The organism is Mesobacillus boroniphilus JCM 21738 (assembly GCF_000517385.1).
Classification (GTDB): domain Bacteria; phylum Bacillota; class Bacilli; order Bacillales; family Cytobacillaceae; genus Mesobacillus; species Mesobacillus boroniphilus.
In genome coordinates this window covers 1-18,377 of the sequence record NZ_BAUW01000040.1, presented here as the reverse complement: position 1 = coordinate 18,377, position 18,377 = coordinate 1, and the positions used below count along the sequence as shown (strand labels likewise).

Annotated in this window: 20 protein-coding genes and 3 pseudogenes; 19 read left to right on the top strand and 4 right to left on the bottom strand. The window is 41.3% G+C overall.

From position 1 onward, the window contains the following. The first annotated feature begins 24 nt into the window (after positions 1-24). The 12 genes and pseudogenes from ilvA (at position 25) to JCM21738_RS12205 (ending at position 9,097) form a co-directional block, all read left to right on the top strand. A pseudogene (gene ilvA, locus JCM21738_RS12245) lies at positions 25-1,292 on the top strand (threonine ammonia-lyase IlvA). 172 nt (positions 1,293-1,464) lie between these two features. Next, complete coding sequence (locus JCM21738_RS12240; protein ID WP_023627655.1) at positions 1,465-1,668, top strand: twin-arginine translocase TatA/TatE family subunit; 204 nt, start codon at positions 1,465-1,467, stop codon at positions 1,666-1,668. Positions 1,669-1,770: 102 nt separating this feature from the next. Continuing rightward, a complete protein-coding gene (gene tatC, locus JCM21738_RS12235) occupies positions 1,771-2,544 on the top strand; it encodes a twin-arginine translocase subunit TatC (protein ID WP_023627656.1) in 774 nt (257 codons plus the stop codon). 248 nt (positions 2,545-2,792) lie between these two features. After that, positions 2,793-3,044 carry a DUF2535 family protein gene (locus JCM21738_RS12230; protein WP_023627657.1) on the top strand — a complete coding sequence of 84 codons (252 nt, stop codon included), beginning with the start codon at positions 2,793-2,795 and terminating at the stop codon, positions 3,042-3,044. A 169-nt stretch (positions 3,045-3,213) separates the two neighbouring features. After that, complete coding sequence (locus JCM21738_RS27720) at positions 3,214-3,375, top strand: DegV family protein (RefSeq protein WP_439645998.1); 162 nt, start codon at positions 3,214-3,216, stop codon at positions 3,373-3,375. A gap of 464 nt (positions 3,376-3,839) precedes the next feature. Continuing rightward, positions 3,840-4,097 carry a hypothetical protein gene (locus JCM21738_RS25875; protein WP_243463007.1) on the top strand — a complete coding sequence of 86 codons (258 nt, stop codon included), beginning with the start codon at positions 3,840-3,842 and terminating at the stop codon, positions 4,095-4,097. Between the two features lie 2 nt (positions 4,098-4,099). Beyond that, positions 4,100-4,726, top strand: coding sequence for a HAMP domain-containing protein (locus tag JCM21738_RS25870; RefSeq protein ID WP_052019684.1), 627 nt, complete (start codon positions 4,100-4,102; stop codon positions 4,724-4,726). A 17-nt stretch (positions 4,727-4,743) separates the two neighbouring features. Beyond that, positions 4,744-5,462, top strand: a pseudogene (locus JCM21738_RS25865) (ATP-binding protein). Positions 5,463-5,532: 70 nt separating this feature from the next. Next, positions 5,533-6,506 (top strand): annotated as a pseudogene (locus tag JCM21738_RS12220) (nucleoside hydrolase). 98 nt (positions 6,507-6,604) lie between these two features. Further along, the gene (locus JCM21738_RS12215) at positions 6,605-7,189 is read left to right on the top strand and encodes an SCO family protein (protein ID WP_031308486.1); all 585 of its coding nucleotides are present in this window, start codon (positions 6,605-6,607) and stop codon (positions 7,187-7,189) included. A gap of 611 nt (positions 7,190-7,800) precedes the next feature. Next, entirely contained in the window at positions 7,801-8,478 is a 678-nt protein-coding gene (locus JCM21738_RS12210) for an SGNH/GDSL hydrolase family protein (RefSeq protein ID WP_159101427.1), read from the top strand. Positions 8,479-8,575: 97 nt separating this feature from the next. Next, complete coding sequence (locus tag JCM21738_RS12205) at positions 8,576-9,097, top strand: YpmS family protein (RefSeq protein ID WP_369385728.1); 522 nt, start codon at positions 8,576-8,578, stop codon at positions 9,095-9,097. Between the two features lie 140 nt (positions 9,098-9,237). Here the strand turns inward: JCM21738_RS12205 and JCM21738_RS12200 are convergent, their stop codons facing one another. Beyond that, positions 9,238-9,999 carry a DUF4397 domain-containing protein gene (locus JCM21738_RS12200; protein ID WP_023627665.1) on the bottom strand — a complete coding sequence of 254 codons (762 nt, stop codon included), beginning with the start codon at positions 9,997-9,999 and terminating at the stop codon, positions 9,238-9,240. A 358-nt stretch (positions 10,000-10,357) separates the two neighbouring features. Here JCM21738_RS12200 and rsgA point away from each other — a divergent pair, with 358 nt between their 5' ends. The 4 genes from rsgA (at position 10,358) to JCM21738_RS12180 (ending at position 13,084) form a co-directional block, all read left to right on the top strand. Beyond that, positions 10,358-11,407, top strand: coding sequence for a ribosome small subunit-dependent GTPase A (gene rsgA, locus JCM21738_RS12195; protein WP_031308488.1), 1,050 nt, complete (start codon positions 10,358-10,360; stop codon positions 11,405-11,407). Positions 11,408-11,556: 149 nt separating this feature from the next. Then, entirely contained in the window at positions 11,557-12,096 is a 540-nt protein-coding gene (msrA, locus tag JCM21738_RS12190; RefSeq protein WP_023627667.1) for a peptide-methionine (S)-S-oxide reductase MsrA, read from the top strand. Continuing rightward, positions 12,096-12,530: a peptide-methionine (R)-S-oxide reductase MsrB gene (gene msrB / locus JCM21738_RS12185; RefSeq protein WP_031308490.1), complete on the top strand. Its 435-nt coding sequence runs from the start codon at positions 12,096-12,098 to the stop codon at positions 12,528-12,530. Before msrA ends, msrB begins: the two co-directional genes overlap by 1 nt. 53 nt (positions 12,531-12,583) lie before the next feature. Continuing rightward, positions 12,584-13,084, top strand: coding sequence for a PTS sugar transporter subunit IIA (locus tag JCM21738_RS12180; RefSeq protein ID WP_023627669.1), 501 nt, complete (start codon positions 12,584-12,586; stop codon positions 13,082-13,084). Positions 13,085-13,170: 86 nt separating this feature from the next. On the opposite strand, the gene JCM21738_RS12175 is transcribed toward JCM21738_RS12180, so the two are convergent. Together JCM21738_RS12175 and JCM21738_RS22480 are read right to left on the bottom strand one after the other, a co-directional pair. Continuing rightward, entirely contained in the window at positions 13,171-13,776 is a 606-nt protein-coding gene (locus tag JCM21738_RS12175) for a DUF502 domain-containing protein (protein WP_023627670.1), read from the bottom strand. A gap of 63 nt (positions 13,777-13,839) precedes the next feature. Beyond that, on the bottom strand, positions 13,840-14,520 hold the full coding sequence (locus tag JCM21738_RS22480; RefSeq protein ID WP_148296110.1) for an SGNH/GDSL hydrolase family protein: 681 nt from the start codon (positions 14,518-14,520) through the stop codon (positions 13,840-13,842). Between the two features lie 700 nt (positions 14,521-15,220). Between JCM21738_RS22480 and JCM21738_RS12165 the strand changes: the two genes are divergently transcribed. The 3 genes from JCM21738_RS12165 to JCM21738_RS12155 all read left to right on the top strand — a co-directional run bounded on the left by JCM21738_RS12165 (position 15,221) and on the right by JCM21738_RS12155 (position 18,057). After that, the gene (locus JCM21738_RS12165) at positions 15,221-15,361 is read left to right on the top strand and encodes a YjcZ family sporulation protein (protein WP_081742121.1); all 141 of its coding nucleotides are present in this window, start codon (positions 15,221-15,223) and stop codon (positions 15,359-15,361) included. 184 nt (positions 15,362-15,545) lie between these two features. Beyond that, entirely contained in the window at positions 15,546-17,012 is a 1,467-nt protein-coding gene (locus JCM21738_RS12160; protein ID WP_023627673.1) for an NAD(P)/FAD-dependent oxidoreductase, read from the top strand. 64 nt (positions 17,013-17,076) lie between these two features. Then, positions 17,077-18,057 (top strand): S66 family peptidase, encoded by a 981-nt coding sequence (locus JCM21738_RS12155; RefSeq protein ID WP_023627674.1) that lies wholly within the window; start codon positions 17,077-17,079, stop codon positions 18,055-18,057. Positions 18,058-18,059: 2 nt separating this feature from the next. On the opposite strand, the gene JCM21738_RS25855 is transcribed toward JCM21738_RS12155, so the two are convergent. Next, positions 18,060-18,377: hypothetical protein (locus JCM21738_RS25855; protein ID WP_035209440.1), on the bottom strand; the 318-nt coding region annotated here is incomplete at its 5' end.

Sequence of the window (18,377 nt, the reverse complement as noted above, 5' to 3'; positions counted from 1 at the left end):
ATTTTGCAAAGTGAGGGTGACAGTATGGAACAAGAAACAATGAAGAAAAAATGGGTAAGTGTTGAGGATATTCTCATTGCCTATCGGCATCTAAAAGAGGTTGTTGCCCATACACCATTGCAACTGAACCAGCGTTTATCAGAAAAATATGAAGCTGATATTTATTTGAAACGTGAGGACTTGCAACATGTACGCTCTTTCAAGTTAAGGGGCGCTTATTATTCAATGAAGTTATTGTGGGAAATGGGGCTTGATCATGGTGTGGTGTGTGCCAGTGCTGGGAATCATGCTCAAGGTGTAGCATACGCATGCCGACAGCTCGGTGTGTACGGGAAGATTTTTATGCCAGCGACAACACCTGGCCAAAAAATCAGCCAGGTCGAAATGTTTGGGAGAGAGTTCGTTGAGATTATCCTGGTCGGGGATACATTCGATGATTCTTATCGGGAGGCGCAGCAATGTGCTGAAAAAGAAGGAAGGGAATTCATCCATCCTTTCGATGATGAAAAAGTGATTGCCGGTCAGGGAACCGTTGCTGTGGAGGTTTTGAATGATTGTCAGGACTCTGTTGATTTTTTAATCGCCAGTATAGGCGGCGGGGGTTTGATGGCAGGAGTTAGTACATATATAAAAAGCGTATCACCAACCACTAGACTTATTGGAGTTGAGCCTTGTGGTGCAGCATCCATGAACGCAGCATTTGAGCAAAATAGTGTTATTCCCCTAAAAGAAATCGATACATTCGTAGATGGAGCAGCTGTTAAATGTGTTGGCAGCAAGACATATGAAATTTGCAAGGAAAATGTCGATAGATAGTTGCAGTTCCAGAAGGGAAAGTGTGTTCATCCATACTGGAGCTATATAATGAGCATGCAATTGTAACTGAGCCGGCAGGAGCTTTGCCGATTGCTGCCCTGGACCTTCTTCGTGATGAGATAAAAGGAAAGTCAGTTGTATGTGTCATAAGCGGCGGCAACAATGATATAAGCAGGATGCAGGAGATTAAGGAAAGGTCGCTGCTTCATGAAGGTTTGCTGCATTACTTTATTGTTAATTTTCCACAGCGTGCTGGTGCGTTGCGTGAATTCCTTGATGATGTACTTGGGCCTGGGGATGATATCACCAGGTTTGAGTACACAAAGAAAAATAATAAAGAAAGCGGGCCGGCACTTGTCGGAATTGAATTAAAGAGTAAGCATGATTACCAGAGGCTGATCGCAAGCATGGAGAATAAGGGTTTCGCCTTCATGGAATTGAATAAGGACAATCAGTTGTTTAATTTACTGGTATAATATTAATAATAGATAATTAAGGATAAATGTTATAAAATAAGAAATGTCACACTTAGTTAGATTACGTAGACCTTTGTGAATTTCTTATGAACTTTCACGGGATTCCTCCACTTAAGGGAGTAAAAGTACTATAATCATAGTAGATTTACAATATGAAAAAGGAGATGTTGATATGTTATCAAACATCGGAGTTCCTGGATTAATCTTAATCCTTGTCTTAGCCCTAATTATCTTTGGACCAAAGAAGCTTCCAGAGATCGGACGTGCATTTGGACAGACGCTTCGTGAATTCAAGAAGTCAACTCGTGAATTGACAAGCGATGTCATGGAAGATTTCGAAGAAGAAAAGAAGGAAATTACGAAAGTTACTAAATAAGGTGTAAGATGCTTTTGTCTTACACCTTTTTTCTTAAAAGGCTTGTAAATGACAGGCTTTATTCAAGAAATGCACCAAACGGAATTGGCAGGGGATTGTTATATGGACGATAAAGAATTAAATCTGGTGGATCATCTCGATGAGCTGCGAAACAGGCTGATCGTCTCGGCTGTAGCATTCATTATATTCTTTGGCATAGGCTTCTTCTACGTTAAAGAGATATATAACTTTTTTGTCCGGGATCTTGACGTAAAGTTAATAGTCTTAGGTCCAAGTGATATCGTATGGATTTACTTCATGCTTGCAACCATCATCGCGATTGCTGGTACGATTCCGGTATTGGCCACACAGATTTGGCTTTTTGTCAAACCAGCACTCAGGCCGATTGAAAGGAAAATATCACTTTCGTATATCCCGGCGTTATTCATACTATTCATCGTTGGCCTTGCTTTTGGCTACTTTGTAATTTTTCCGACAGTTCTGAATTTCCTCGTGGAGCTTAGCGGGGATATGCTTGTAACGAACTTTACGGCGGAAAAGTATTTTAAGTTCATCATGAATATGACACTCCCATTTGGAGTACTGTTCGAATTGCCGGTTGTCGTCATGTTTTTGACTTCCCTGGGAGTCATTAATCCTTACGTCCTGGTTAAGGTCAGAAAGTATGCTTACTTTATCTTGATTGTGATTTCAGTTATCATTTCACCGCCTGATTTCATGTCAGATATCCTGGTTACCATTCCGCTCCTGGTTTTGTATGAAATCAGCGTAAACTTATCTAAATTTGTTTACAAACGGAAACTCAAGAAGGAAAAAGTATGGCAAGAGCAATACGGAGATATGGACGAGGAGAGCGACGAGGAATCATCCTTGTAATAAAGGCTATGGATAAAGATTCTTTAACAAGTAAACAGTCATTCGAACGTGTGGAACTTCCACACGTTTTTTGTATTCAAACAGAATCATTTCTTTAATCTCACTAGTGAATATAAAAAAATCATGAAGATTATCGCCCCAGGTAGCAAAAAAATCATAAAAAAATATTATATCCGCGTAAACAGACACATTTCGACCAGGATTTAGGGTATAATATATTCAAACGGGTATAAAAGAGGATTGATATTTTGTTATTCAAAAGCCTAGAGTTCAAAAATGTTGTTGGACAGAAGGTTAAAGTCGTGGATATTCCTGTGTTGGAAGAAGAGAGCACCTATTATTTTATGATCCAAGTCCGTTTGCAAACTTTTATAACAGCGATCTATCAGGAAAGAAACGCAAAAAAGTTTTATTCTTTTAAAGAGTATTTAAAAAGAGTTATGAAGTGGCCGGATTATGAGCAGTTATTCAAATCTGCTGAGTTGAAAAATAACGCCTGATGATTCATTTTTAAAGCGCCTATACAAAGGCGCTTTTGTTCTTTTATAAGAAAATTACAAGAATGAATGTAATTATTTTTATTTGCATTACAGAATAGGTATTATATTCATAAGCTAGTGCTTTGATAGAGATGTAAATTTATGGCTAATACAGTGCGTTCTGCTGAAAGTGCCGCCAGATGACAAGTGCAAAAGTGAATGTGTTGATTCTCGTTTTATTTCGAAAGGTTTGGCGTTCCAGGTTCTTGAAGCTGCCCGAATGGCCACGGATGGAAAATCAGCTGAAGAAATAGTAGCAAGACTAGATGTGATAAGAGAACATACTCGCTGAGAAAATTAAGGAAGCCGTCCTTGAAACTTCTGGATATGATGACTTTACTATCGAAGAAACGACTCCAATTGTAAGTACCCATACGGGCCCAGGTGCTATTGTTCATGTATTACTTTGAATAGTTCAATATGAAATATCGTTCAAGTCCTGAGGGATAAAACTTCAGGACTTTTTTCATTTAATAGGAAATTATAAAATATTTTCAATGTGGGTAACTATCCAGGTTTTCTTAATCCAGCTCCAGCGCCTAGCCCCTCGAGACGTTTCGATCCGCCCGATGAAGTCAAAGAGCGACTTCATCGGGCGGCCCTCCAGCGCTTGTCGGGGCAGAACAAGGCGCTTGCGCTTTTTGTTCTGCCGTTTTAAAGTAGTCAAAGATTTTGTAATATACAGGATATTCAAAAGGGGATGTCGAATATTTTCACTATTCACTTTAGAATAGGATGAAATGTGACAATGAAGATATGAAGCTTAATGTAAAGAACCTGCCATTATTCAACAAGATACTAATGTTCTCATTTATGATTACAACGGTCGTAGTCTTATCGACAATGGGTACGAGTTTCTACCTGCAGTCAAAACAATTGAAAACTCAAATGGCTGACAAGTTGAAGGAGTTGCAGGAATTTGGTCATCCACTATTGACCCTGATGATATTAGAAGTGCTGATGAATTCCGGGATAAATCAAACCCTTCAATCAAGCGGCTTGAGAAGCTTTTGACTATGGTGGGTGACAAAAGTGCATCATTCCTTGGAGCTTATGTCATACTGCCTGAAGAATATCCAAATCAGAAAGTTTACATCCTTTCTGCATCTGATATTTATAGAAATTACTCATTCGATTCCCTTATGTATTATGATGCAGGTGAAGAATTCATAAGTGCATATCGAAATACAAGGGAAAATAAGACAATAACGAGTACAGATGTTTTCACCGATCATTATGACTCTTGGATTTCATCCTTCGCCCCAATTACTGATAACAGTGGAAATGTAGTGGCCATTCTTGGGATAGATGCAAAGGCATCCATCATCAAGGAAAATCAAGTGGAAATACTTATGTTGTTGTTATTGGAGATGGCGGCCATCCTGGCTGTTGTATATGTAATCCTGAATTTGGGCCTTAAGAAGGTCATGAAACCAGTAGATGACTTGTTTTTTGGCATAAAGGAAATCAGTTCTGGAAATTTGACCGTCAAGCTGCCAGTGCATGATCAATCAGAGTTAAGTTTATTGAGTGAAAAGTTCAATGAGATGGCTTCCCAGCTCGCCCAACTATTCGAGAGGGTATCAGCTGCATCAAAGCAATTGGGCCAAACATCCCTAGGGATAATGAGTCACTTTTGTTAGAGGAAGCAATCAATACAATGGAGGATATATTTGAACGTACTAAGCTGCAGCAGGAGCTTCAGCGGGCCGAGAAAATGAACGCGATAGGCCAGCTGGCTGCCTCTGTAGCCCATGAAATCAGAAATCCTATGACGGTTGTAAAAGGTTTTCTGCAAATTTTCCTTTCTAAAGAGATGTCTGAAGAAGATCATATGTATTTAAAACTTATGATTGAAGAATTGAACAGGGCGGAGACAATCATAAATGACTACTTGAGTCTAGCCAAGCCGGATGTTGGAAAGCTTGTAATCATCGATGGCAGTGAGATGACGGAGCAGGTCATGGATTTAATGAGTTCTTATGCCATGATGTCAAAAAACATTTCTATGCACACTGAAATCAAGGATCAGGTAAAAATAAGGGGCAATAAAAGTGAATTAAAACAAGTGCTCATCAATATCCTGAAAAATGGCATTGAGGCGATGGGTGATGGTGGAAAGCTCAGCATGACACTTGAGAAGCAAGGAGATTTCGGTGTATTTGTTATCAAGGATACGGGGATCGGGATGACTGCGGAGGAGCTTTCAAGACTTGGTACAGCTTTTTATTCGTTGAAGGAACGCGGCACAGGCATGGGTTGATGGTTTGCTACCAAATTGTTGAAAGGATGAAAGGACAGATAAAAGTATCAAGCAAAAAAGGTGAAGGTACAACTTTTGAGATAATGGTCCCAATATTTACAGAAAGCCCTAAGTGATCATAAGGCTTTTATTTTTTTGCCATTATTTTCAAAGCTGTCAATATAATTTAAAAAGGAGGTGCCAGACTTGGTAAAAAAAATACTCTTCTTTAGTGATTTTGGAATAGATGACAATATTGCTGTATTATATGCGTTTTTTAATAAGGAAATAGATTTGGTTGGTGTAGTTGCCGATTACGGCAATGTGTCAAAACAAGATGCCCTTCGAAATGCCGCTTATCTGCAGAAGCTTACAGGGAGACCTGATGTACCAGCTTTTGCAGGGGCTGAACTGCCATTGACAGGTGATCCGCCTGAATATGTACCTGACGTCCACGGCATTGAAGGACTCGGGCCAATCATTCCTGATATTGAGGTGGATTACACTCTTGAAAACTTCCATGGCATCCAGGAGATCATCGAAAAAATCCGGATGAAATCATTATAGTGAATGTAGGCAGGCTATCATCGCTTGCGGCTGCTTTCATCCTTTACCCTGAAACCATGAAAAAAGTAAAAGACTTTTACATTATGGGTGGTGCATTCAACGAACCTGGGAATGTGACGCCAGTGGCTGAAGCTAATTTCTATGGAGATCCATATGCAGCGAATATTGTGTTGACACAAGCGAAACCCCCGGTGAAAATAATTCCGCTTGATGTGACTAGTGGAGCAATCGTGACGCCAGCATTGATCAATGAATTAGATGAGTATTATCATTCTATTGGAAGTGAAGTAGGAAAGCTTGTGAAGCCAATGTTCGATTATTACTTCAAGTTTTATAAGGAGCGAAACCCTGAATTGACGGGTGCCCCTCTCCATGATGTTCTTACATTATGGGCGTTAGTACATGAAGACCATATCGTTTCCCTTGAAATCCCTGTTAAAATTGTCGTAAATAAAGGAGAGGCATTTGGTCAAAGCATCGGAGATTTCAGGAACTTAATTGATAAAGCCGACTATCCAGTCCATAATGTAGCTGTTAACTTTAGTTATACAGAGTTCATTAGAGATTTCTTTAAAACGATGAAAAATTCACAAGATCACAATGGCACAGGGTAAATGATGATAATTTCACACTTCTTTCATACCTTTTTCTTTCTTCTCTCAAATACCTCTGCTAGAATTGTCTATGGACATTATTCGAAAGATTGCAGGTGATGATTTTGAAAAAGGTACTCACGCTTCTTATGCTTGCAGCAGTAATTATTTTCGCTGCGGGGTGTGGAAACAGCGGCTTAAAGGATGCGAAGAACTATCCTATCGAGGATTTTACTTTCACAAATCAAGATGGTGAATCAATAAGCAAAGCAGATTTAGAAGGAAAAGTTTGGATGGCGAGCTTTATTTTCACGAACTGTGCGGATGTTTGCCCGCCAATGACGGCCAATATGTCGAAGCTTCAGGATATGATAAAAGAAGAAGGGCTTAAGGACGTGGAGATTGTATCTTTCAGTGTAGATCCTGCTGTTGACAATCCTGAGGTACTTAAGGAGTATGGCAAGAAGTTCAATGTTGATTTCAAGAACTGGTCGTTCCTTACTGGTTATACACAAGAGGAAATAGAAAAATTCGCGCTTGAGAACTTTAAGACTCTTGTCAAGAAACCGGAGACAGGGGATCAGGTCATTCATGGAACTGATTTCTATCTTGTCGATCAAAACGGGGACATGAGGAAAAATTATACAGGATTGAAGGAAGTCCCTTTTGAACAAATAATTGAAGATATCAAAGCACTCCAATAGGCCGCATTTGTGGCCTGTTTTTTTGTCTTTAAGGAAATTATAAAAATTATTTAGGTGTGAATAAATACATGGCGTATTCTTAATCTAGCTCCAGCGCCTAGCCCCTCGAGTCGCTTGTCTAGCTGCGGCTCCTAACTCCTCGAGACGCTTCGGTCCTGTCAATGAAGTCAAAGAACGACTTCACTGTCAGGTCCTCCAGCGCTTGTCGGAGTTGGACAGTCGCCTCCGCATTTCGATTTCGGTCCGCCCAATGAAGTCAAAGAACGACTTCACCGGTCGGCCTCCAGCGCTAGTCGGGGCTGAACAAGGCGCTTGCGCTTTTTGTTAGGTCGGGGAATAAGTGTCACCAGTTTGAACAAATTAAATTAACCAATCCGGAGAAAGCCGACAAGGAATGAAGGCAAGTAATGCATGAGTAACGCCAGAAAAAGCATTAAATGTTATAATGATTATACTTTTAAAGGCAGGAGATAAATATTGTTGAAGAAATTCACCTTTCTTTATGTAGCACTGACAATGATCATGATATTGGGATCCTGCAGTCAGTTTGAAATTTTCAAAAAGGGAACTTCAATAAGGTCAAGGAAACAGGACTGGAAATCAAGGAAGCATTGCCGACTTCATTTTTTCCAAAGGATTTGCATATTGTTGCTGCGGGAGACTCACTCACACAGGGGGTAGGGGACAGTACGAATACAGGCGGATATATCCCATATCTTGCAGAGCAGCTTGAAAATGAAAAGACAATTAAGAATGCCAATTTCGAAAATTTTGGTGTAAGAGGAAACAGGACTGCCCAGCTTCTGAAAAGACTGAAAAACAAAAATATCCAATCTTCTATTGAAGAAGCCGACCTGATCATCTTAACAATAGGCGGGAATGATCTGATGAAGGTTGTCAAAGAGAACTTTTCCAGTCTTAAAATAAACCATTTTAAAACTGAACAAAAGTTGTTCACAGAGCAGCTGCAGGAAATTTTCTTTTCAATTCGCAACCAAAACCAAGAAGCTCCGATCGTTTTAGTAGGACTCTATAACCCATTTTATAACTGGTTTGCGGATGTGAAGGAAATGAATCAGATAGTGGATGAGTGGAACGGCCAAAGCCTTACAATAGTCGAGCAGGACGGGAATTCTTACTTTGTCGACATTCATGATATTTTCCTTAATAATGAAGAAAATCTGTTATATACTGATTATTTTCACCCGAATGACCGTGGCTACCAATTAATTGCTGATCGGATTTATGAAATCCTTGATGAACAGGTCATTGACTCGTTGTCTAACTAAAGTCATAAGATTGGAAAGAGGAGTTAAAAAGATTAATGACAAAAAATAAATGGAAAATCGGATTCTTTATTCTTTTGGGTCTCATGGCTGCAGCATCTTGTTAATTTGGATACTAATAGCCTCACCAGTGGAGGATACAAAATTAGAGCTAGGGGCGGATGGATCTGGAGCGGATGATGTTGCTTTTAATGTATCGACTAACAAACGTGATTTAAACAGAGTAATCAACCATTACTTAGAAGAGGAAGCAAAAAATAGTCAGATTAATTACGAAGTTTTGCTGACAGATGAGGTTGAATTATATGGGACGCTACCGCTTTTCAGTCAAGAACTGGAATTGCGGCTGACCTTTGAACCGCAGGCTTCGAAGAATGGTGATTTAGTTTTGAACCAGAGATCAATTTCGGTAGGGAAACTCAACCTTCCTGTTTCAACCGTACTTAAATTTGTCCGTGACAGCTATGATATGCCGGATGCAGTGAATATCCAGCCAAAGGAAGAAAGAGTATACGTATCTATGCAGAGACTGAAGCTGAAAAGTGATATCAAGGTTCGGGTAAATGAATTTGATTTGAAAAAGGACAACATTAAATTTACCCTGTTAGTTCCAGCAGATTAAGAAGGTACTCTTTATGGTGCCTTCTTTTTTTGCGCTTGGGAAGGAAAGGAACTGTTATTACAGTGAGGTATGTTTAGCTGGAAAAGGATAGATTAGGAGCGCATTTGCGGAAAAAAAGTCAGGCCGGGCGACCGGCCTCATTATCCTTGCAATAAAATTACTTCAATTGGCGGTTCCCCTTTAGCAGTGCCCACTGCGACGATTGTGTAGGCATTGTTTGGCTCCAATTTGACATCTGGAATTGTAACAACGGTATTCTTAGTACCGGCAACTTTTGCTTCTAACGTAACGGTCATTGGGGTCAGGGCCAAATAAGTTGTTGCCTGTTTATAAGATACGTTCGGGAATATTACATCTCCATTTTTCCCTGCGATATCAACTGCAGGTGCGTCCGGGGACAGGTGGATAAACCTGGCTTTAGTTTCTCCTACTGGTGTTTGCGGGTTGTCTTCAAATGTCAGCAGCTGAAGCTTATTGGCTGGCCCGGCTATGGCAGCTGTATAAATCCGCCCTGGTTCGACGTTAATCTTTTTGCTGATTACAGTAGAAACGCTATCTCCTGCAGGATAGATGTCGACCTGATATTTCCCCGGCTGTAACTGCATGTGGCTGCTGTTCGTTTTATAACTGAAGTCGCGAAGCACTCTGCTGCCATTCACATAAATATCGACGTCCTTCACTTCCGGGGAAGCGTGCAAAAAACGCACCATGATTGGTAATGTGTTCGATTGACTGGCCGGTACAGTATAAGAGCGCATTAACTGGACAGCTCTATTCAAATTACGCAAGTGCTTGTGGTAATACATGACGTGCTTATTTGGGTCAAGGTATTTATAATAACTAGCCAATAGATCATACATGGCCGCTTTATGCAGGTAATCATTCTGGTTCCTAATGGACATACCCCTCACTCCTAAATTTATTGAATGCTCAAATGTAAAATATGCAAATTGGGCCCAAGAGGTGCGAAACAGCTTCACTGGTCATATTAAAAATTTTGAATAAAAGCTTTACATGAGGAATGTTTTTCCATATACTAAAAATAACTTAACGAGAGGCAGGTGGAGTGCAATGAGCAGAATGTTAAATGTATTGATGATGTCGATTACTTGTTGCACGGCCCCTTAACCTAAGCGGATCAAACGACTATTAGTCTTTTTTCTCCATGCTTATGAACCACGGGCTGTGTGTGCCTGTGGTTTTTATTTTACTAAAAGCTTGATGGAGGAAAATGAATTGAAGAATTTTGAAAATATCGGAATGACGGCTGAATTGAACAGCTTTTTTAATGATAATTATCCAAAAGGACTGAAACTGGGCAGGGTCGCATTGGAGCATAAGCATAGTTACAGGGTATGGCTCGAAGATGGAGAATACCTCTGCACTCTAACCGGTAAATTAACATTTGATGCAATTGGACGTGAAGACCTGCCGGCAGTTGGTGACTGGGTTGCCGTACAAACTTTTCCAGGGGAAATGCGGGGAATAATCAAGGGAATCCTGCCGCGTAAAAGCAAGTTTTCTAGAAAGGCTGCTGGGCAGGTTACCGAGGAGCAGATTGTCGCAGCGAATGTTGATACAGTTTTCATCGTGAATTCACTCAATGATGATTTGAATCTGAGAAGGATTGAGCGATACCTGCTGCTTGCCTGGGAAAGTGGTTCAAACCCTGTCATTATCTTGAGCAAAGCAGATTTAGTGGCAGATTTAAAAGCTAAGCTGGATGAAGTCTCATCAGTGGCTCTCGGGGTACCTGTCATTGCGGTAAGCGTTCTCGAGGGAATAGGCATCGAGGAACTCCAAGCCTACCTCGCACCAGGTAAAACAATTGCATTAATCGGTTCTTCAGGAGTCGGCAAGTCAAGCCTTGTCAATTACTTTACAGGATTTGAAAAGCAGCTTGTCCAGGAAATCAGGGAAAGTGATGATAAGGGTAAGCATACTACGACTCATCGGGAAATGGTCCTGCTTCCTGGAGGAGCGATCCTAATTGACACACCGGGAATGAGGGAAATCCAGCTTTGGTCAAGTGAGGAAGGAATCATCGAGAGCTTCGCTGATATTGAGCAATATGCGGATGGATGCAAATTTCGGGATTGCAGTCATAAGAACGAACCAGGCTGTGCAGTTTGGTCAGCGATCGACAATGGCCTTCTTGATGAAAACAGGGTCGTGAGCTATAAAAAGCTGCAAAAAGAACTTGCCTATATTGACAGGAAGCTGGATAAAAAGGCGCAAGCAGAAGAAAAGAAGCACTGGAAAAACATCAGTAAGGAAGTCCGCCATAATTCAACGCACAAACGGAAATAATGAACAGCCCCTTCTCTTTGGAAGGGGCTGTTACTGTTTAAGGGTTCTCAATGTGTTTTTTGCTTTAAAAGTTATACAATAGGGAATAAGTATTTGAGTAGAGTGTTTTATTTTTTTATCCAAGGCTTGAAAGAAGAGGTGTCACTATTATGGAAAAAAAGAACCATGAGCTTGCGACATTTGCAGGAGGCTGTTTCTGGTGTATGGTCAAGCCGTTCGATGAGCAGCCGGGTATTGTCAGCGTCGTTTCCGGCTATACGGGAGGCAACACTGAGAATCCTACATATGAACAGGTATGCAGCGAGACAACTGGTCATTTTGAAGCAGTACAAATCACGTTTGATCCTGATATTTTTCCTTATGAGAAACTGCTGCAGCTCTACTGGCAGCAAATAGATCCAACCGATTCCGGAGGTCAGTTTTACGACAGGGGGCAGTCATACCAAACTGCGATTTTTTATCATAATGAAGGGCAAAAAAAGTTAGCGGAAGAATCAAAAAAGAAGCTTGGGGAAAGCGGGGTATTTAAGAAGCCAATCGTAACTCCAATTCTGCCAGCCAAACCATTTTATCCTGCAGAGACATACCATCAGGATTATTATAAGAAAAACCCAGAAAGATATAATGCTTATCATGTTGGTTCAGGACGATCAGCCTTTATCAGGAATCATTGGGGGGAAAAGAAATGATGAAAAAAAATCCAGAGGAGTTAAAGAAAAAACTGACTCCCATGCAGTATGAGGTTACACAAAATAACGGAACAGAACCACCGTTCAGGAATGAATATTGGAATGACCTAAGAGAGGGAATATATGTCGATGTCGTGTCAGGCAAGACATTATTTAGTTCAAGGGATAAATATGATGCCGGATGCGGCTGGCCGAGCTTTACTAAGCCAATCTTGGATGAAGAAATAATTGAAAAACAAGACATGAGCCATTTTATGGTCAGGACTGAAGTGCGGAGCAAAACAGCAGATTCTCATCTGGGCCACGTGTTTGATGATGGCCCGGGAGAAAATGGTTTACGATATTGCATTAATTCGGCTGCATTGAGGTTTGTACCGAAAGAAAAAATGGAAGAGGAAGGGTATGGAGAATACCTCAAGCTGTTCGAGGATTAATCAAAAGATTACCAGGGTCAATCATAGCTCTTAGAATGGAGGGAATGATTTGCATGTTTAAAAAGCTATTCGGGAAAAAAGAAGAACCGATTAAAACAATTCAGGTGGTAGCACCAATTACGGGGAATGCAGTTAATTTAAGTGCCGTTCCGGACCCTGTTTTTTCTGATAAAATGATGGGGGACGGATTGGCGATTGAACCGTCAGAGGGAGTGGTCGTATCGCCGATTGAAGGCGAAATCATGCAGGTGTTCCCGACTAAACACGCGGTCGGAATCAGGGCGAAAAACGGAGCAGAGATATTGATACATATTGGATTGGAGACTGTTTCCCTCAAGGGAGAAGGCTTCGAAACGCATGTGAAGCAAGGTGATAAAGTGAAGGCTGGGGAAAAGCTGGTGACCTTTGATATGGGAATCATCAGCGAAAAGGCAAAGAGTACGGTAACTCCAGTCATTATCACCAACACAGATCAAGCCGCCTCTTTAAGGGTTTTAACAAAAGGCAATGTCCAAAAGGGAGAGACTCCAATCCTTGAGGTAACGTTTGAATAGTGGAGTCACTTTTTTCAAGCATGCTCGATGGAATGAAGAACACCCTAAAACAACCGTAAAGGGAAAAATGAAAACAGCCGCTGATTTCAGCGGCTGTTTTCATTAACAGACTTTTGGCCATTAGACGAAGTCATTCCGCCGGAGAGAATGAATTTCATTGCATCTTCTGGCTTGACATCAATGATTTCCACCTCGTTCTTGGGAATCAGGAAAGTGAACCCTGCTACCTGGAACGTTTGTGGCACGTAGACAGCAACATGCTCTGATAATGGCTCATGGAATGCCTTCAGATTATCTGTAGTAATGAAGCCAAGGCTCTTCATATTGGTGCCAGGAATCGTAACCATAGCGACCTTGGAAAAAGACTTTTTATCACCAAGAAAGGAATGGACCGTATCCTTTATAACTGAATAAACCGTCTTTACGAAAGGAGTTTTTTCCAATAGCCTGTCAATTAGTTTGATGATACTTCCGGTGATGAATCGGGTGGACAACCATCCGAGAATGGTGATCAGCACAAGTGTCGTCAGAAGGCCGATACCCGGAATGTACCTTTCTTGCAAATATGGCTTCAGAACATTGCCAAGAAGGCTGTCTAAAAACATGAATATTTTATAAATGACATAGATAACGAGAATGATCGGGACTATTGTCAGGATCCCATTAATGAAATTCTTCAGTACACTTTTCATAGTAAACTCCTTATTCAAAACATATGGAAGTATCATACACTTTTTAAATGGATTTATCTATGATTAATTTTCCTTTTCCTTGGCGACGATTATCGATAAAATCTGGATGACTGACTTTTCACTTGTATTATTTGGAGACGGGTTTTCTGCTGCTTCAAACCGAACAGTGTGGCGTCCCTTATCCAGGCCGCTTGCGATATAAAGATACCTTTCACGAGTAAAAGGCCACCAGGTGGAAAGAGTCCTGACATACTCCCCGTCAATATAAACCTTCAGCGTTCCCCCGTCCAGGCTTCGAATGGCATTTACCCCAAGAATGGGGCCTTCAAAGTCGTACTCTAGATAATCTCCAGGCCCTTTGCTAATATTTATCCCATTTTCTATTTCGAATCCTTTGCGACCAGTTACTAGCTTTTTTTCATACAGGCATATGGTTTGGTCCCTGGTTAAGGGCTTTGGCAGACTGGCAATCTCGGCATCTATTTCGATATTTTTCCTAATAAGTTCAAGTATGGAGGTAGCGTACAACTGATATCCCTTGCCGTTTGGATGTACCATATCAGCCGTTAGCTGCTCTGTGAGCATTCCAGATTGCTTGAAAGGAATGCGCATGTCCAGTGTCTTTGCTCCGTAATGGGTGGAAATTCTGTTAATAGCATCAGCAAATGGTTCATGTTTTAAAGGACTTTCAATGATGGTAATGATCTCTGAACCTGGGTAACGCCCCTTTGCGTCTCGGATCAATTTTTCGTAAAAAAAAAGTAAACTGTTCTGGCTTCATGTATTTACGGTCATTTTCTCCAAAAACGATAAAGATGAGATCAATGTCCGGGAATTTCGGAGACTTTTGCAATTTATAAATTCCTTCAAAGGAGGTTGCTCCGCTCTGGACGAGCATATTTCTTCTTGCCCGGGATCCGCTGAAATCCTTAAGAAGCAATTCTAACTTGTTGTACCAGCGGGAATCCATATTCTCTGCGCCAGCACCCCGGCCAATGCTGTCTCCGATTATCAAATAATTAAACGATGAACCAGAGGCGATTTTTTCATATACTGTTAAATCCTTGGAAAGGAAATGTTCTGACTGTATCGCTAAAAAAGAAATAACCGCGGCGGTAATGAAAACTATACTGTATATTTTTCAGCGCTGAATTTCATTCTTGTTGGTATCCCTCCGGAAAAAAATCTTTGTCACCATTTTATCGGTTATTTATGGACTATTGTAAGTGAATTTTCTTTTGAATTTAGCGGAAATCTCCCTCCAGTGCACAGACCTTTTGATAAATTTGATAAATTTTAAAAAATAGGCTAATGCACAAACGGGTCAAGTACCCATATCATACCGTAAAGGGAAAGCAATTCAAAAACAAACGAGGAGTGGTTTTTAATGTACGGATATGATAATGCCCCAATGCCTGTAACATCACCAATGGCAACAGCACCAATGCATGGCACTTTCTGTGGCGGAGGTTATCCTTATGCAGGAGTGGGCGGTGCTGGTTACGGATACGGCGGTTTTGCATTGATCGTTGTATTGTTCATCTTGTTAATCATCATCGGTGCTTGCTGCAGCTATAACTGGTAAAATCAAAAAATGATAAAATAACTTGAGAGGTTGCCTGACAGAGGCAGCCTCTTATTTTGTCTTTATTAAATACGAACATTATATCTTTATTATTAAAATATAGTTCGTGATTTTGGTTGACTCACTTGCTCTTTTTTGTTATATTTACCAATGGTTAAGCAAACTGATTGGCGGAGGATGCTGAATGAATACAAACTATGATGTGATTGTTGTTGGAGCAGGTCCGGCAGGTATATTTACTTGTTATGAATTATCGTTGAAAATGCCTGAGGCGAAAGTATTGCTAGTTGATAAAGGTCACGATATTTATCGGAGGAACTGCCCGATTTTGCAAAAGAAGATTGAAAAATGTCCGCCAGCAGCAGGGAAGAAGGATTTTGCAGGGTGCTTGCCGGCATGTTCGATTACGAATGGGTTTGGCGGTGCCGGGGCCTATTCTGATGGGAAGTTCAATATTACAAGTGAATTCGGCGGATGGATGACGGATTATCTTACGGATTCAAAAGTTGTCGAATTAATTAAATACGTAGATGAAATCAATCTCAAGCATGGAGCCACCGAAAGCATCACAGATCCAATGACAGCTAAGGTCCGCGAAATTGAGAGAAGAGGCTATGCTGCCGGATTGAAGCTGTTGAGGGCACAGGTACGCCACCTTGGGACGGAACAGAATCTCGAGATTTTGAAGAATATCTTCGAGTACTTAAAAGATAAGGTTGAAATGTCGTTCAAGACAGAAATCGAGGATTTGATTACCGAAAAAACTCCTGAAGGCCATTTAGTCAAAGGTGTTGAGCTAAGGAACGGCGAGAAAATTTTTGCTGAGAAAGTTGTAGTCGCCCCTGGCCGGGATGGCTCCAAATGGCTGACACAGCTTATGAAAAAAAGAAGGCTTAAGATGATTAATAACCAGGTCGACATTGGTGTTCGTGTCGAAACTTCCAATGTCGTCATGGAGGAAATAAACGAACATTTATATGAAGGTAAGTTTATCTTCAATACTTCAGTAGGGACTAGTGTAAGAACGTTTTGCAGCAATCCATCCGGACATGTTGTTGTCGAGAATCATTCTGGAATCATGCTGGCTAACGGCCATGCCTACAAAAATCCTAATCTGGGAAGCAGCAATACTAACTTTGCCTTGCTTGTTTCACATAAATTTTCTGAACCGTTTGACAAGCCCAATGAATATGCCCATGAAATCTCCAGGCTGGCAAACAGTCTTTCAAATGGAGGCCTGATCGTACAGAAATACGGTGATATTTTAAAAGGACGCAGGTCAACGGAAAAAAGAATCAAAGAAGGATTTTTGGAACCGACTATGAAGGAAGCTGTCCCGGGAGATTTGGGGCTCGTCCTTCCATATAACACACTGAAGAGTTTGATTGAAATGACGGAAGCGCTCAACCAGGTTACTCCTGGACTGGCTTCAGACCATACTTTGTTCTATGGAGTAGAGGCGAAATTTTATTCTGCAAGGCCGAAGTTGAATGACATGTTTGAAACGGAAATCAGCGGGCTGTATGTTGGTGGGGATGGAGCCGGAATCACGAGAGGACTGGCTCAGGCGAGCGCTTGCGGAGTTTGGATTGCGACCGACATAATCGAAAAATCGAGGACTGGCCGGAAACCGGAGCCAGCAGTGGTTTAAAGATGCTTACACTCTTCCGATTCTCTGATAAAATGAAACTATATATAGAAGAGGCGGGGAGAGTATGTTTGCACCTAAATTAGTGCCAGGGGATGAAATAAGAGTAATCGCGCCTGCGACCAGCATGATCATTTTAAAAGAGGCTCAGGTTGATTTGGCTGTCGAGAGGCTTACTAAGCTGGGCTTCAATGTGACATTCGGGAAGAACGCAGATGCGCATGACGAATTTTTCAGTTCTTCCATTGCTGAAAGAATCGAGGACTTGCATGATGCCTTTGCAGATCCTAATGTGAAAGGAATCCTTGCTGCACTTGGCGGCTATAATTCTAATCAATTGCTAAAATATATTGATTTTGATTTGATTGCTGCCAATCCGAAGGTTTTTTGCGGATTTAGTGACATTACAGCGCTGCAGCTGGCAATCTATCAGAAAACTGGTCTCGTAACCTACTCTGGTCCTCATTTTTCGAGCTTCGGTGTGAAGCATGGACTTGAGTATACTATGGAATCGTTTTTGGAGGCAGTCACTAATGATGCGCCATATGAGATCGTTCCATCTAAAACGTGGTCTGATGATGCCTGGTATCTTGACCAGGAAAATAGGACATTTCATGAACAAAGCGGCTACCTGATTCTTCAGGAAGGCGAAGCTGTGGGCAGACTGATCGGCGGCAATCTTTGTACGATGAACTTGCTTCAGGGTACAGAATTCATGCCTTCCCTGGAGGATAGCATCCTGTTCATTGAGGATGATGAGGAAAGTCATTCCAGGAGCTTTGACAGGGACCTGCAATCACTGCTGCACCTTCCAGAGGTTAATTCGATAAAAGCTCTTTTAATTGGCCGTTTCCAAAAGAACTCCAATATTACGGAAGAAGCCCTAAGAAAGATCATCACCAGTAAGGAAGAGCTGCGGAATATTCCAATCATCGCAAATGTTAACTTCGGTCATGTCCAGCCATTTGCCACACTGCCAATCGGGGCAACCGCAACGGTAAAAGCAGTGGATGGTGAAACTGAGATCTTTATTGAACAAAAAGAATAGGGTTATACAATTTTATTGGCACCTTTTATGGGTGTCTTTTTTTGCCTGGATTTTGCTGTTTTTATATCATGGAAAAAACCTAGGTATGGACAAAACAGCTGATGGAAGAGCAAATTTGTCTGAAGTAGCTCCAGGTTCAGACAAAACAGCCGGTGGAAGAGGGGGATATGTCTGAAGTAGCCCCAAGTTCGGACAAAACAGCCGGAGGAATAGGGGGATATGTCTGAAGTAGCCCCATGTTCGGCCAAAACAGCCAAAGGAAGAGGAGGAAATGTCCGAAGTACCTCATGTTCCGCCAAAACAGCCGAGGGAAGAGCGGG

Coding starts and splice junctions, on each gene's coding strand:
- JCM21738_RS12240 (WP_023627655.1), top strand. CDS start 1,465: ATGTTATCAAACATCGGAGTTCCTGGATTAATCTTAATCCTTGTCTTA.
- tatC (WP_023627656.1), top strand. CDS start 1,771: ATGGACGATAAAGAATTAAATCTGGTGGATCATCTCGATGAGCTGCGA.
- JCM21738_RS25875 (WP_243463007.1), top strand. CDS start 3,840: ATGAAGCTTAATGTAAAGAACCTGCCATTATTCAACAAGATACTAATG.
- JCM21738_RS25870 (WP_052019684.1), top strand. CDS start 4,100: ATGGTGGGTGACAAAAGTGCATCATTCCTTGGAGCTTATGTCATACTG.
- JCM21738_RS12215 (WP_031308486.1), top strand. CDS start 6,605: ATGATTTTGAAAAAGGTACTCACGCTTCTTATGCTTGCAGCAGTAATT.
- JCM21738_RS12200 (WP_023627665.1), bottom strand. CDS start 9,999: ATGTCCATTAGGAACCAGAATGATTACCTGCATAAAGCGGCCATGTAT.
- rsgA (WP_031308488.1), top strand. CDS start 10,358: ATGACGGCTGAATTGAACAGCTTTTTTAATGATAATTATCCAAAAGGA.
- msrA (WP_023627667.1), top strand. CDS start 11,557: ATGGAAAAAAAGAACCATGAGCTTGCGACATTTGCAGGAGGCTGTTTC.
- msrB (WP_031308490.1), top strand. CDS start 12,096: ATGAAAAAAAATCCAGAGGAGTTAAAGAAAAAACTGACTCCCATGCAG.
- JCM21738_RS12180 (WP_023627669.1), top strand. CDS start 12,584: ATGTTTAAAAAGCTATTCGGGAAAAAAGAAGAACCGATTAAAACAATT.
- JCM21738_RS12175 (WP_023627670.1), bottom strand. CDS start 13,776: ATGAAAAGTGTACTGAAGAATTTCATTAATGGGATCCTGACAATAGTC.
- JCM21738_RS12165 (WP_081742121.1), top strand. CDS start 15,221: ATGCATGGCACTTTCTGTGGCGGAGGTTATCCTTATGCAGGAGTGGGC.
- JCM21738_RS12160 (WP_023627673.1), top strand. CDS start 15,546: ATGAATACAAACTATGATGTGATTGTTGTTGGAGCAGGTCCGGCAGGT.
- JCM21738_RS12155 (WP_023627674.1), top strand. CDS start 17,077: ATGTTTGCACCTAAATTAGTGCCAGGGGATGAAATAAGAGTAATCGCG.